Origin of the sequence: Pseudomaricurvus albidus (assembly GCF_018863235.1) — a bacterium.
GTDB classification, from domain to species: domain Bacteria; phylum Pseudomonadota; class Gammaproteobacteria; order Pseudomonadales; family Cellvibrionaceae; genus Pseudomaricurvus; species Pseudomaricurvus albidus.
In genome coordinates this window covers 191,656-204,370 of record NZ_JAHKRS010000008.1, presented here as the reverse complement: position 1 = coordinate 204,370, position 12,715 = coordinate 191,656, and the positions used below count along the sequence as shown (strand labels likewise).

At 52.0% G+C, this 12,715-nt stretch carries 11 protein-coding genes, 2 tRNA genes and 1 pseudogene; 6 read left to right on the top strand and 8 right to left on the bottom strand.

Going from position 1 to position 12,715, the window contains the following annotated elements:
- Positions 1 to 12 precede the first annotated feature (12 nt).
- The 3 genes and pseudogenes from KOI40_RS14015 (at position 13) to KOI40_RS14005 (ending at position 1,936) form a co-directional block, all read left to right on the top strand.
- Positions 13 to 711 carry an MBL fold metallo-hydrolase gene (locus KOI40_RS14015; protein WP_216098152.1) on the top strand — a complete coding sequence of 233 codons (699 nt, stop codon included), beginning with the start codon at positions 13 to 15 and terminating at the stop codon, positions 709 to 711.
- Between the two features lie 28 nt (positions 712 to 739).
- Positions 740 to 1,030 (top strand): annotated as a pseudogene (locus tag KOI40_RS14010) (endonuclease); the annotation flags it as partial.
- A 117-nt stretch (positions 1,031 to 1,147) separates the two neighbouring features.
- A complete protein-coding gene (locus tag KOI40_RS14005) occupies positions 1,148 to 1,936 on the top strand; it encodes a transglutaminase-like domain-containing protein (RefSeq protein ID WP_216098150.1) in 789 nt (262 codons plus the stop codon).
- A 76-nt stretch (positions 1,937 to 2,012) separates the two neighbouring features.
- Here KOI40_RS14005 and KOI40_RS14000 read toward each other — a convergent pair whose 3' ends face one another.
- From KOI40_RS14000 to KOI40_RS13975, 6 genes are all read right to left on the bottom strand, one after another.
- Positions 2,013 to 2,879 (bottom strand): hypothetical protein, encoded by an 867-nt coding sequence (locus tag KOI40_RS14000; protein WP_216098149.1) that lies wholly within the window; start codon positions 2,877 to 2,879, stop codon positions 2,013 to 2,015.
- Between the two features lie 400 nt (positions 2,880 to 3,279).
- Positions 3,280 to 3,356 (bottom strand) — tRNA-Arg (locus KOI40_RS13995).
- Between the two features lie 166 nt (positions 3,357 to 3,522).
- Positions 3,523 to 4,701, bottom strand: a complete 1,179-nt coding sequence (locus KOI40_RS13990) for a DUF819 family protein (RefSeq protein ID WP_216098148.1) — start codon at positions 4,699 to 4,701, stop codon at positions 3,523 to 3,525.
- A gap of 94 nt (positions 4,702 to 4,795) precedes the next feature.
- On the bottom strand, positions 4,796 to 6,001 hold the full coding sequence (locus KOI40_RS13985) for an alanine racemase (RefSeq protein ID WP_216098147.1): 1,206 nt from the start codon (positions 5,999 to 6,001) through the stop codon (positions 4,796 to 4,798).
- Between the two features lie 2 nt (positions 6,002 to 6,003).
- On the bottom strand, positions 6,004 to 7,446 hold the full coding sequence (locus KOI40_RS13980) for a D-arabinono-1,4-lactone oxidase (RefSeq protein ID WP_216098146.1): 1,443 nt from the start codon (positions 7,444 to 7,446) through the stop codon (positions 6,004 to 6,006).
- Positions 7,443 to 7,844, bottom strand: a complete 402-nt coding sequence (locus tag KOI40_RS13975) for a c-type cytochrome (RefSeq protein ID WP_216098145.1) — start codon at positions 7,842 to 7,844, stop codon at positions 7,443 to 7,445. The genes KOI40_RS13980 and KOI40_RS13975 overlap by 4 nt, the downstream gene beginning before the upstream one ends.
- Before the next feature lie 150 nt (positions 7,845 to 7,994).
- Here KOI40_RS13975 and KOI40_RS13970 point away from each other — a divergent pair, with 150 nt between their 5' ends.
- Positions 7,995 to 8,594: a TetR/AcrR family transcriptional regulator gene (locus KOI40_RS13970; protein WP_216098144.1), complete on the top strand. Its 600-nt coding sequence runs from the start codon at positions 7,995 to 7,997 to the stop codon at positions 8,592 to 8,594.
- Positions 8,595 to 8,778: 184 nt separating this feature from the next.
- Positions 8,779 to 9,075 carry a hypothetical protein gene (locus KOI40_RS13965; protein WP_216098143.1) on the top strand — a complete coding sequence of 99 codons (297 nt, stop codon included), beginning with the start codon at positions 8,779 to 8,781 and terminating at the stop codon, positions 9,073 to 9,075.
- Between the two features lie 481 nt (positions 9,076 to 9,556).
- On the opposite strand, the gene KOI40_RS13960 is transcribed toward KOI40_RS13965, so the two are convergent.
- Positions 9,557 to 9,633: transfer RNA gene (locus KOI40_RS13960), tRNA-Arg, on the bottom strand.
- A gap of 242 nt (positions 9,634 to 9,875) precedes the next feature.
- Between KOI40_RS13960 and KOI40_RS13955 the strand changes: the two genes are divergently transcribed.
- Positions 9,876 to 10,646 (top strand): sulfite exporter TauE/SafE family protein, encoded by a 771-nt coding sequence (locus KOI40_RS13955; RefSeq protein ID WP_216098142.1) that lies wholly within the window; start codon positions 9,876 to 9,878, stop codon positions 10,644 to 10,646.
- Here KOI40_RS13955 and KOI40_RS13950 read toward each other — a convergent pair.
- The gene (locus KOI40_RS13950) at positions 10,643 to 12,631 is read right to left on the bottom strand and encodes a DNA topoisomerase III (RefSeq protein ID WP_216098141.1); all 1,989 of its coding nucleotides are present in this window, start codon (positions 12,629 to 12,631) and stop codon (positions 10,643 to 10,645) included. The genes KOI40_RS13955 and KOI40_RS13950 overlap by 4 nt on opposite strands.
- Positions 12,632 to 12,715: the final 84 nt, after the last annotated feature.

Here is a 12,715-nt window from a genome sequence, read left to right as displayed (position 1 = left end):
TAAAATACCGTCATGATATTTCGCCAACTGTTTGATCGGGAAAGCTGTACCTATACCTACCTGTTAGCAGACGATGTCTCTCGTAAAGCAATCTTGATCGATCCCGTTCTCGAACAGATGCCAGTGTATGAGCAACTGCTGACCGAACTGGACTTGCAATTGGCGGTTGCCCTGGACACCCATGTTCACGCCGATCATATTACCGCCCTGGGTAAGTTGCAGTTACAATTCAACTGCGAAACCCTGCACGGTGAACATTCCCTTGCCACGGGGATTAGCAGAAAAGTTTGTGATGGTGAGACCATTCAGGTTGGCAGTCTGGAGCTGCTTGCCATGTATACCCCCGGTCATACCGCCGACTCCTACAGCTTCCTTTTAAAACAGGAACCCTGCTGGCGTGTTTTCACCGGCGACACACTGCTGATTCGAGGCAGCGGACGAACAGACTTCCAAAGCGGCTGCGCCTTGCAGCAATACCACAGCATCACCGAAAAACTTTGGCCCCTGCCAGGAAACACCAGGGTCTACCCTGGCCACGATTATCGTGGCTTGACCGTCAGCACCATCGCCGAAGAAAAGCAATTTAATCCTCGTTTACAAGTTTCCAATGCTCACGCCTATATGGAACTGATGGAATCCTTAAATCTGGACCCACCTAAAAAAATGGACGTCGCGGTTCCATCCAACTTGAATGCAGGGTTAACACTTTGAGCCCAACAGACCTAGCTATACTGGGCGGAAGGGATATCCTGCCAGTTATAGCAGCTGTGCGATGAAGATCGAAAACCATAAAGCAGAGCCACCGGAGTCTGCCCGTGGCCGCATCACCCGCACCTACCTCTATATGGATGCCACCTACTCTCATTTTTCCATGTCACGGAAAACACGGCAGTTAATGGAAGCCTGGGACAGAATGTATCCAGTCGTCCAATGGGAGTGTGATCGCGCCAGTCGCATTAAGGCCCTGCAGGGCAACAGCAATCAGATTATGGAGAAAGCCTGCGGCAACTGGGTTGCCAATAACCCCTGAAACAGGCGCCAGCAAAGACAGCTTGAGAATAAACTCAAGAGCTTGTCATGAATTTGCCACTACACTGACTCATAAGACAGCTAGTCTGTTCAAGTCTCCGTCTATCGAGGTCAGTGTATGTGGTTACAAACCAGCTGCGAGCTCAAATTCTCAATCAGTTGTCACACCCCCTTTGTGCTCATGCTGCGCCCCAGAAGTGGCGCTCAACAATGGGTCGCCAGTGAAGAGTACTTACTCTACCCCAATGTGCCCGCCTTTGAGTTTACCGATGATTTTGGTAACCTCTGCCAGCGTCTGGTTGCCAAGCCCGGCGAATTCACCATCTACACATCAGCCAAAATCAAAACCTCCGACAGCATGAACCAACTGCCCGGCGGAGTATTTGTGGAAGTGCAAAATCTGCCAGACAGCGTTTTGAAATACCTGTTGCCCAGTCGCTATTGTGAATCTGACCGGTTTGGCGACATGGCCACGGAGATCACCGCCAATCAACTGCCTGGCTACGATCAGGTTGCCGAAATCGAGCGCTGGCTCTTCAACAACATAGCCTTCCAGCCTGGAAGCAGCCCCCTGCCGGTGTCAGCCACTGAAGTGAACCAGCAGCGTTTTGGCGTCTGCCGCGATCTCGCCCATCTGGGCATTGCCCTGTGCCGCAGTCTCAGCATTCCAACACGTATGGTGGTGGGGTATTTACACGGTCTGCAGCCCATGGAACTGCACGCCTGGTTTGAAGCTTATGTCGCGGGCAGTTGGTACACTTTTGACGCCACCCAGCAATTTAAAAAGGGCGGCTATGTGGCCATTGGTTATGGCCGGGATGCAGCGGATGTGGCGATATACAATCAGTTCGGACCAGCCGTGTTTCCGACAGAACAAAATGTGCAGATGGAAATGATCCCGGACTAGTCAACGACTGATGGGGTCAATTTGTCACCTGCACACTTTTTGGAGTGCTAACTCAAAGCTTTACTGAATGATCTGCTCACTGCCCCTGATCATTCATTAATTCACGGATAAAGACTTTCATCTCTTCCATGGCTTCGTGATATTCCTGACGCCACTCCTCAAGATTCTCCCCAACGACGCCTTCATCCATTAATGCCAGCTGAGACTGGGTGATACCTGCAGACACAGTGGCCTCTGAGATCGCTCTGAAGCTGGGTTCATCCAGGCTTTGCTGGCTGGTCCTGAGGCGGTCGATCATCTGACTCAGCTTCTGCTGATCCTCTGGTGACAACTCGCCTTGTTTATCCTCAAGTAAGCCTTCAATGGAATCCGCAAACTCATCCAGATAATCGCTGAGCTCCTCACTGTATTGCTGAATCTGCGTCTCTGCCTGTCTTGCCAGATCGTCTGACATGGCCTGCAGCTGCTGATTCATGTCTTCTATTTCAGGTTCAGTCGCTTTTCTTGTGTTATCGAACTTCTCTGAAATGGCATCACTGATACGCCCAAAAAGAGCACCCAACTCTCCTCCGGAAGCCTCGCGACTGGTGCGGGTGTAATCCACTAACCACTGGTCATCTCGCTGGATTAAATAGGTCGTCAACTCACGCTGATCCTCACGCTCGGCAGTCACTTTTGTCAGTACAGCCTCTACTGTGGCTTTTTCGCGATCGATAACCACTCGCCCCAGCTTCAAATCAAAGCCATTCCATTCACGACCAAAGCTGTCATATCCCTCTTCAGACGTCAGTGTGGACAGTTTGACCACCGCAGCAGCATCATTGTCGATCACCGCATTCCAGAACGCATCAGTCACGGCTTGAGGCGTATTTGGCGCCCCACAAGCTGACAGTAGCAGAAGGGAAAACCATAGTCCGAAGTGGGATAGATACTTGTTTTTCATCGTATATAAAACCTGTAATCAAGACTGTTAACAACAACTCCACTACTGAAGTCTCTAATGAGGGAGGGATTAAACCAGCTTTGCCTAATCAAAAAAGGTACAAATGTGCGAATACGTTCACAACACCTGTTGATCAATCTTCCAAAACACAGAAACAGTATCAACCAATAAGCTATAGCATAAAAAACGGAAGACGCCTCTACAGCGCAGAGAATCGCAAAAGTGTGGTTAGCGGGTGAGCCTGGTGGCTGCTTTTTTTGGCGCTTTAGATTGCCGCAGAGTGAGGCGCATGGACGCGCCGAATCTACCTGGGCAGGTTTTCACCCGACCGGGAATCCGAACCGTAGGCACAATGCCCACAAATGAAAAAGGGCCTGCCGTTTGGCAAGCCCTTTGTAGATGGCGCATCCGGGAGGATTCGAACCTCCGACCGCTCGGTTCGTAGCCGAGTACTCTATCCAGCTGAGCTACGGATGCGTTGCAGGGCGCGGATATTAAGGAAGCTCGGCTCGGGAGTCAAGTAAACAGTAAGGCGATTATTCAAAACAGGGAGCTGGACAATCAGCAGACATCGTCAGAAACAATAAAACAACCTTATATATCAACAAGTTACTAAAAATTACCCCGCCAGAAACTGGAAACATCAGGAACCAATCATCATCCTTGCCACCGACGCCACAAGAATTCCAAGGTAGTTTCCTACCGCATAACCAACAATCGCGATAGCAAAACCCGGGATCAGTATTTCCCGGTTTTTCAGGGCACCGGCGATCACCGGGATAAAGGGAACCGACACAATGGCGGCTCCAGAAGAGATCAGGTAGGTATCCCGGTCAATACCGAAGCAGCGACACAGTGCAGCGTGAATGACCAGCGACCCCAGCAGCAGGAAGGCGATATAACCCGCAATGCCATAATCCATGTCGAAGAAAATATTCGTATCCATCATCGCGGCCGAAGTGACGCAGAAGACGAGGATCAGATACATACCCAGGTGAAAACTGGTTTTCAGCCCGTGCAGGGGCTTGATGAAGGAACCGGCGATACCAAAACTGGTCAGCAGCACAATGGTCATCACTGACGACAACCCTTCCGGGAACAGAGAGGACACACCAACAGACAAGCCTAAAACCACCATGGCAGCCAGCAGTGCAAACAAATTTTTCACCAAATTCTGTCGCTGTACAAGGCACTTGTAGCCGTGAGCAGATTCATCGGCCAAATGTTCCATACCGTGGGGCTCTGCAGTCCCTTCATCCGTTTTATAGACATAGGGCTTCAACAACAAAGCGGTGATTTTCTGACCCAAGGTAATCACGATCAGGATATAAAAGCCGGAAAAAATAATGTCGTAGGTGATCATGCTGAGAAAGACTTGCTGATCCGCGTTAATGGCCGTCTTGATTGACCCCATATTGACGCCAGACCCGGTATAGGCACCAACGGCCATACCGGCTACCTGCCACATATTATCGATCTTGTCGGCAAAGACCAGCATGCCCGCAAAGCTGGCAACCACCACCGACAGCAGGGACAGGAGCATGGCTTTCATGGCCAGGCCAGCGGTCACAAATGCCTTTTTCACATTCATGGAAAACAGAATCAGGGGCAGCGCGAGAGCGACACTGATTTCTGACAGATTTTGCATGACTGAATTGGCTGATGCCTCCCCAAACAGGGCCTTGAAATCCACGGCAAACGCCAGCACAAAACCACTCAGAAAGGCCAGAATCACGACCCCAATCTTGTCGAACACGGTGATTCTTTGCGAAAGAATAATCAGGACCGCCGGAATGAGCAGAAACACTATGGCCAACATCATTTTATTGTTCTCATGCTAAAACATGTCGTAACCAATAGGGTTACAACAGACAGCCACAAAAACTGTGGCACAAAGAAAGGATCACAAACTGTCGTTAGACATGGCCGGCATCAAAAACCGGCCACCATTCTCTAACCGTGTCGCCATCGACCAGGGCAATATCACCAAACTGCAGAAATACAGCCTCGCTTTGCGCTGGCCGGAAAAACAGGAAATCATTGACAAAAACTGTTGCGTCTTTTGGCAGGTCGTACATTTCCTGGTTACTGGAATGTCCGAAGGTTTTGCTACAATGTGCTCCTGCTGGCCAGACCGGCTGCGCCAGCCAATTACCACCATATATAAAGCAGGCTTTGTGAGGCATAACGCCGATTTTGCGCAGTACGGCAGACAGTCGCGGAGCCATGGGTATTTCCGGTGCCTCAACCGTTTTCAACACCGGCGTGGCGATGAACGCCGCAGGCTGGTGATGCGCCAGAGTAGGTACGTCAAAATCCGTTGGTTTTACCAGCGCTGAAGCCGTTGACAATTCATTAGCCGGAGCAGGCGTTTGATAAAGTGGATACGTCGTGCTGCCACCAGTATTAAAAACCATGGCGTCGGTAGCTGCCTCGCCAAAAACCTCACGAACCAGGTCAACATGCCGGGCATAATCTTCAGCGGCCGCAGTGAAGGCCTTATCCAGGCCACCGAGAAAGCCCGGAATCTTACTGACGTGGGCATCATAGCCCATCAATCCGGACAGCGTCAGCCGCTCATGCCCCTGGATAAATTCAAGGCTGCGCCGAAACGCCGCCATGTCACGGAAGCCACCCCGATGCAGACCGATATCGATTTCCAGGCTGATGCGCATATGGCAACCCAGTTGGTCCGCTAGAGCTGCATATTCCCGCAGCCTGTCTTCAGAATCGATCAACCATTGCAATTGACGGGCGGGATCAAACCGACCCGCCTGAGTCCCCAGCCGGTCGTAAAACCGGTTTGCGGCAACCACCGGCATGGGTTTGCCCAGCAGAATATCGCTGTCCGGAAAATGCCGGGCGGCTTCCAGAATAAACGGCAGATGAAAACTCATCAGACGGTTGGTGCCGGTCTTCTCCATCAAATAGCGTATTAAACCGGGCGAAGGCAGTGACTTTGCGACGATGCGATAATCAAAGCCCCGAGCGGTAACCGTGTTCAGCGCCGCGACATTGTGATCCAGGGCCTGCTTGTCAATGACCAGCGTGGGCTGACCACAGCCCGCCTGATGCAAAGCCGCTGTCAGCCTCCGAAAAAGATCTGCATTTACTCCGCTCATATTCAAGCCAGATCCTCACCAAAGAGTTTGGCCAAATGCGGATTCAAGAACTTGCCGTCCGGATCCATTTCCTTACGCAATGCCTTGAAGTCGGCAAAAGCCGGATACAACGCCATCAACTCGTCCTCACCCAGACTGTGCATTTTGCCCCAATGCGGACGCCCGCCATGGCGTTGCATCACTGGCTCGATAACGTCCGCCAACACCCGATAAGATTCATCGGCCGGGGTATGAACCGCAATCGAACAACGAACTCCGTCATTGAACGGGCTCAGCCAGGCATCATCCTGGCCGGTGAAACGGCATTCGATAGGATAATAGGCGTCTGAGCGTGAACTCATGATAGCGTTAATTTCCGTGATAGCCGCCTGGGCATTGGCTTCCGGTATGTGATATTCCGTTTCGTTGAATTTGGTTGGTCGGCTGGTGGTCAGCAGCTTCCAATATTCGTCCGTGGCCTCTTCCATGGGCCCATCATCAGGCACAAAGGCCGAGGCATAGGCACCGAAGGCCTTGCGTCGCAGCCATGGCCACCAGCCCAGGGTATCGCGCAAATCTTTCAGGGTTGCGAGAAAGTCTTCATCCTTACTCGGTGGCCTGCCTTCCAGCTTACCGTCATAGCTGTCGTGGATAATGACCGCCGAGTAGTCCGATCCCGGTAAGGCATAAAACTCGAAATTGCGATGCGCTTTGCTCAGATCCAGCATATTGGCAATGATGTCATCGGTTCGGGCCAGGGTGATGGTGCGTGTCAGGGCATAATTGTCGACCATTCTCAGGGTGTAATCGGTTATCACACCCAGAGAACCCAGAGATACCTTACCAGCAGCAAACAACTCGGGATGGCTATCACGGGATACATCAAGCATAGCGCCAGTGGCGGTGATCATATGGAAACTCTGAACCCCGTCGTGAATGGCAGCAAGCCTACGACCTGTGCCGTGAGTCCCTGTCGAAAAAGACCCGGCCAGCGTCTGGACATCAATGTCAGGCATATTAGGGAAAGCCAGACCGACTTTGGCTGCCAACTGAGCCGTCTGGCGCAATCGGGTGCCTGCGCCAAACGTCGCCGTTTTAGCGGCCGAATCATAACTGATCAGACCTGACAGGCGACTGATGTCGACAATCATATCCTGGCTGGGCACCAGCGGTGTGAAGGAGTGACCGCTGCCGACCGGGCGCACACGACCTGACCAGGCGCCAATTTTTTCCGCCAGTGCCGCGGCATCGGCCGGCACAAAGATTTCTTTTGGCGTGGCCTTGTGAAGGCCAGACCAGTTTTGCCAGGCCGCACGCCCCTCGGGAGCTTCAGGCAAGGCGGGTTCATATCCAGGTCGGGTAAAATCCTTACCGCTCCAGATCACCGATTGGGCAACAGGAATACTGGTCAGGGCAACACCGGCACCCAACCCCATTTTCAAAACTTTGCGACGGTTCAACGTCATAATCCGTTCTCCCTACCGGCCATAAAAGTAATCAGTGCGCGAAAATCCTCATCGTTACAATCCGCACAAAAGCCCATAGCAGGCATGCCGTTGAATCCATTGCGGGCAGACGCTATGAGTCCTTCAATGCCCTTTTCAGCAATGCGGTTATCCCAGGAGGCCTTGTGTCCGGTCAGCGGGGCTTTAGCGTCGACCAATGAGTGGCAGGACTTGCAGGATCGCTCATAAATGCCGGCAAGCGCCGCATCGGCTGGAGAGATCTCTTCGGCACGCGCAATATCCGCTTGTGTTGGTACAACAGCCGATACATCAGCCTGCTTTTGCATCGATTCCCCTTCAGAGCAACCGATCAGTAATGTCACTGTCACGGCAATGGCCACCGTTAGCGATCTATTCATGTCCTTTCCACCCAATAAAATAGTAAAAACTAGCTTTAGTATTCTGGTAGTAATTACTATATAATGTCAAGAAAATTTGTCGCGCATCAACCAAGCCTTTTCTGCAAAGCGATACTGCGGACTGAGGTAACATGAATCTGAGAGATACGGATGACCACACCCAAACAGGGCCGAGCCAAAAAAACCTATGAATCCCTGTTATTGGCCGCCCAGGAGATCCTGGCCGAATCCGGACTGGAAAAACTGAACTCCAACAATATCGTTGCCCGTGCTGGCTACAGCCCTCCCGCCTTTTACCGCTATTTCGAAGATAAATTTGCGGTCCTTCATGTACTGGCAACACGCCTGATGGAAACGCAGAACCGCATACTTGAGGAGATAGAGCAGCCCCTGACCCTTGAAGAAGATGTGTTTCTTAATGAAGTCACAGAAATCATGCGCCGGACACTGGGCGTCACTCGGGAATTCATCGCCGGCAAACAACTCATGATCCTTATGCGCATGCACCCCGACTTGCAAAAGATTCGTATCAACAGCCATAAAGCCATGACTGCCGTCCTGATGGACGCCTTTCAAAAACAAGACATGGATTTGCCGGAGCCACTACTGAACATCAGAGGCCGTATGATTGTGGAAATGGGTTATGCCTGTATTGAAATGCTGCTGGAATCTGATTTTGGAGAGCATGAGAACGAAGTGTTGCGAGGTTCGGCTGTAGCGTCTTTAGCAATTTTGAAACAACCCGCCTGAGTTTATCCACCCCAATCTTGTCGCCAACTGCACGAAATCAACATTCAACACTGGCACTACACCCCCAAAATCCAAATAATAGCGCCCGCCGCGACAATCTTACCCGGCCTGTATCTGAATAGGCGATAAGACACTGTCGAAGCCGTCCGCACCAATTAAAACTTAAGACCATTTTGGGGATTTCATGAAAAAACTGATTTTTAGCGTACTGCTACTGACCGGCTGCCAGACCGCAGGTCAGCTGGGCAACATGTCCATGGCAGGAATGAACGGCTTAAGCTGTGATCAAATATACGCAGCTTTCAATGCGTACAAACAAGACCGCAACTCTCTGGATGCCTGGGTACAAATGGTTGAACTGGTCAACCCTGAACTGGATGCCAGCGCAATAGCCAAAGGCACCAATGCTGCTGAGCGCTATGAGGAAGCCGTTACATACGCCAACATTGGTCTGGCCGTTCAGGGGTGCCAACCACTGTAAAGGCACATGGCCGGCCGGATGCGCTCTGAAATAAATTCGGGGATAGATAGAGAGATTGTGCCACCGAGCCGGGAGGATGGACTGTTAAAAGCCTTGGGGCTTTTAACACCCTGTGGGCGCTTTTGGCGGTCTTGATTGCTGCCCAATTAATCGACCAATTTGACCGGATCAAATTGGGACTTCGAAGAAGCCCGAAGGGAGAGGCGCATGGACGCGCCGAATCTACCTGAGGAGGTTTTCACCCGACCGGAGTGGGCCGTTAAACGAAATAGTCCAGCGCATGGCCAAGTGAGATTTTTCGGGTTAGGTGCCAAGTCGGGAGGATGGACTGCCAAAAGCCTTGGGGCTTTTGGCACCCTACGGGCGCCTTCGGCGGTCTTAATTGCTGCGCAATTAATCGAACCTGAGGAGGTTTTCACCCGACCGGAGTGGGCCGTTAAACGAAAAAGCCCGGCACAAGGCCGGGCTTTTTCGTTTAATATGGCGCATCCGGGAGGATTCGAACCTCCGACCGCTCGGTTCGTAGCCGAGTACTCTATCCAGCTGAGCTACGGATGCGTTGCTGTTGAGGCGCGTATAATAGGGATGCTCCCCGAACGAGTCAAGCCATTTTTTTAGAAAAGCTTACTTTTATCAGTTACTTAATTACAAGTCGGTATTACTCACCAACGCCCGTATCTTGATACATCACTACAGTCTTTCTGGACTGACTCTCTCCATCCAGCTGGCCGGAGTGATGGCACACCAAACACTTTACAATAGCCGGTATTCTTCACCCACACTCTATCAAGGGCAATTCATTGGAACTCACATACAGCACACTGGCGCTGACCTTCGGCATCTTTGCTCTGGCCTGTTACATTCAGACCAATACTGGCTTTGCCTTTGCGCTGATTGTGATGAGTCTGGGGGGAGCCTTTGACGTACTGCCTTTGAGCATTCTCGCTTATTCTGTCAGCTTCCTAAGCCTCGTAAACTCCTCCGCCGCACTTAGAGGCAACCTGCAACATATTGATAGACAGTTGCTGGGATGGATGCTGGTGAGCTGTATCCCCGGAACGATTTTAGGCGTTTGGTTATTAGATAGCCTCAGCACTCACTCGCAAGATGGCCTGAAAATAGCCTTTGGTATTACCATCATTCTTTGCGGTATGTTAATGCTGCAAAAACCCCAACCGCTTACACAGCGCTCATCCAAACGCATTATCGCCAGCACCGGAACCGTCGCCGGTATTACTGGCGGTCTATTTGCCGCCTTCGGCCCGCCCATCGCCTATTTGACTTACCGCCAGCCACTGCCCATTAAAACCATATTGACCACCCTGCTGGCGATATTCTGGGCTACTGCGGTTATACGTATCGCCATCGTATCCACTGTTTCAGTAGTGCCTGCTGACGTGTTTTGGCTGATTGCCGCCGGCGTTCCATGGATCATTATCTGCACATGGTTAAGCAAACGTTTTAAGCCCCCCATTAATGAACTGACGCTGCGTCGCTGTGCCATGGGACTACTGATGTTGTCCGGCTTAAGTGTTCTTGTTGCCGGTCTCAAAGGCTTGTTACAACTCTAACCCCCGGGCGACTGGCTTGCTGCCTTCCTCTTACTGGCACCCGACTTGACGGAACCTTGCCGCTTGGGCCGGCTCCATTTCGACTTGGGTTTTCCCAGGCTCTTGAGAGCCTCAAAGGAAGTGCCTTTCGCCTGATCGATCAGGCCGTACAGACTCTCCACCATAGGCTCCATAAAGTGACTGTACTGTGTCTCACGCTGACTGATGGCTTCCAGTTGTGACTCCCAGCGAGCTGTCATGTCGGGCCAGGTCGCACTGTCAGGTAAAGCCGCTATCAGTCCTTTGCCTGCGGCCGTGGCAGAGATCGCCTTCCCCTTGCGAATCAGGAACCCCCGTTTGAACAACAACTCGATGATGCCTGCTCGGGTGGCCTCAGTGCCCAACCCATCAGTTTCTTTCAGAATTTTTCGCAATTCGGGATCTGACACGAAGCGGCCAATGCCCGTCATGGCAGACAACAAGGTGGCATCGGTGAACGGTTTCGGAGGGCTGGTTTGTTTGGTGACAATTTCCCCCCGCTCGCACTGCAACACATCTCTCACCTTCATGGTGGGTAAAGGGATTGCGGCCAGCTCATCCTCACCGGATTCCTGTTTTGATTTCGCTGCAGCCCTCTTGGGAAACAGGCTTGTCCATCCCGCATCTGTGGTTTGTCGGGATTTGGCAACAAACAAGCCAGTCACAATCCGCAACTCAGCCCGCACCTCGGCGTAGCTTTCCGGTGGTAAAAACTGGGCCATGTAATTGCGACAGACCAACTGATACACCTTGGCTTCCGTATCGGCCAGACGAGTGAGTGTTTTTTGCGTCGGGATAATTGCATGGTGAGCATCCACTTTGGCGTCATTCCAGGCGCGGCTTTTGCGACTGAAATCTGCTTGCGGCAAAGCCTCTTCAAACTCTGCCCGCCCCAGTTGCGCCATATTCTTTACTGCGGTCCGGGTTACATCACGCCCCTGAGCAAAATGAGCGCGCGGAAGATGACGACTGTCCGATCGGGGGTAGGTAATTAATTTGTGTTTTTCATACAGTGCCTGACAACAATCAAGCACCTGCTGAGCGCTTAAGCCAAACGCTTTGTTGGCATCAATCTGAAGACTCGACAAGCTGTGTGGCAATGGCGCCGCCCGTTGTTTCTGCTGGCGCTTGTAGTTCACCAGCTCCGCCGGCTGGCCTTCAATTCGCCCGGCAACGTTTTCCGCCAGCGGCTTTGAGAGATTGCGGCCTTGATCATCGAGAAAGTCCCCACAGCTGTCACTGGGTACCCATTTCGCTTTGAATCGCTCCCCATGGGTCGTCAGGACGTGCGCCCAGACATCGAAATAATCGTGCGGGACAAACTGATCAATCTCATGATCCCGGCGTACCACCAGTCCAAGAACCGGGGTTTGTACCCGCCCCACTGACAGCACGCCCTGATAGCCCGCTTGCTGCCCCTGCAAGGTGTAAGCGCGAGTCATATTGAGACCGTACAGCCAATCGGCCCTCGAACGGGCCAGTGCGGAGGTCGACAGAGGTACAAAGTCCTGGTTGCTCCGCAGCTGGGCTAATGCCTTTTGAACCGCAGGTTTGTTCAAGTCACTGATCAGGCAGCGCTGCACCTGCTGCTTTTTGGTTTTACTGACACCGAGATAATCAATGACCTGGTCCACCAGTAACTGCCCTTCGCGATCCGGATCGCCGGCGTGTACCAGTTGATCCGCCTGTTTAACCAGTTTGCGCAATACCGACAGTTGCTTGCGGGTTTTGGGCTTTGGGATCAACTGCCACTTTTGCGGCAAGATGGGCAATGTGTCGTGAGACCACTTTTTGTATTTGGGATCGTAGGCATCCGGCTCGGCCTGCTCCAGCAGATGACCAATGCACCAGCTCACCACATCGCCATTGGCCAACTGAATATGCCCATCGGCGTTCTTATGGGAGCCGGGAATCGCGCTGGCAATAGCACGTCCCAAGCTGGGTTTTTCGGCGATATAAAGAATCATACAAGAAGCCAGACCAAATACTGTACACATAAACAGTATACGTATTCTGACTGCATCGACAAGCAGTCAACCCACAGGTAAGCT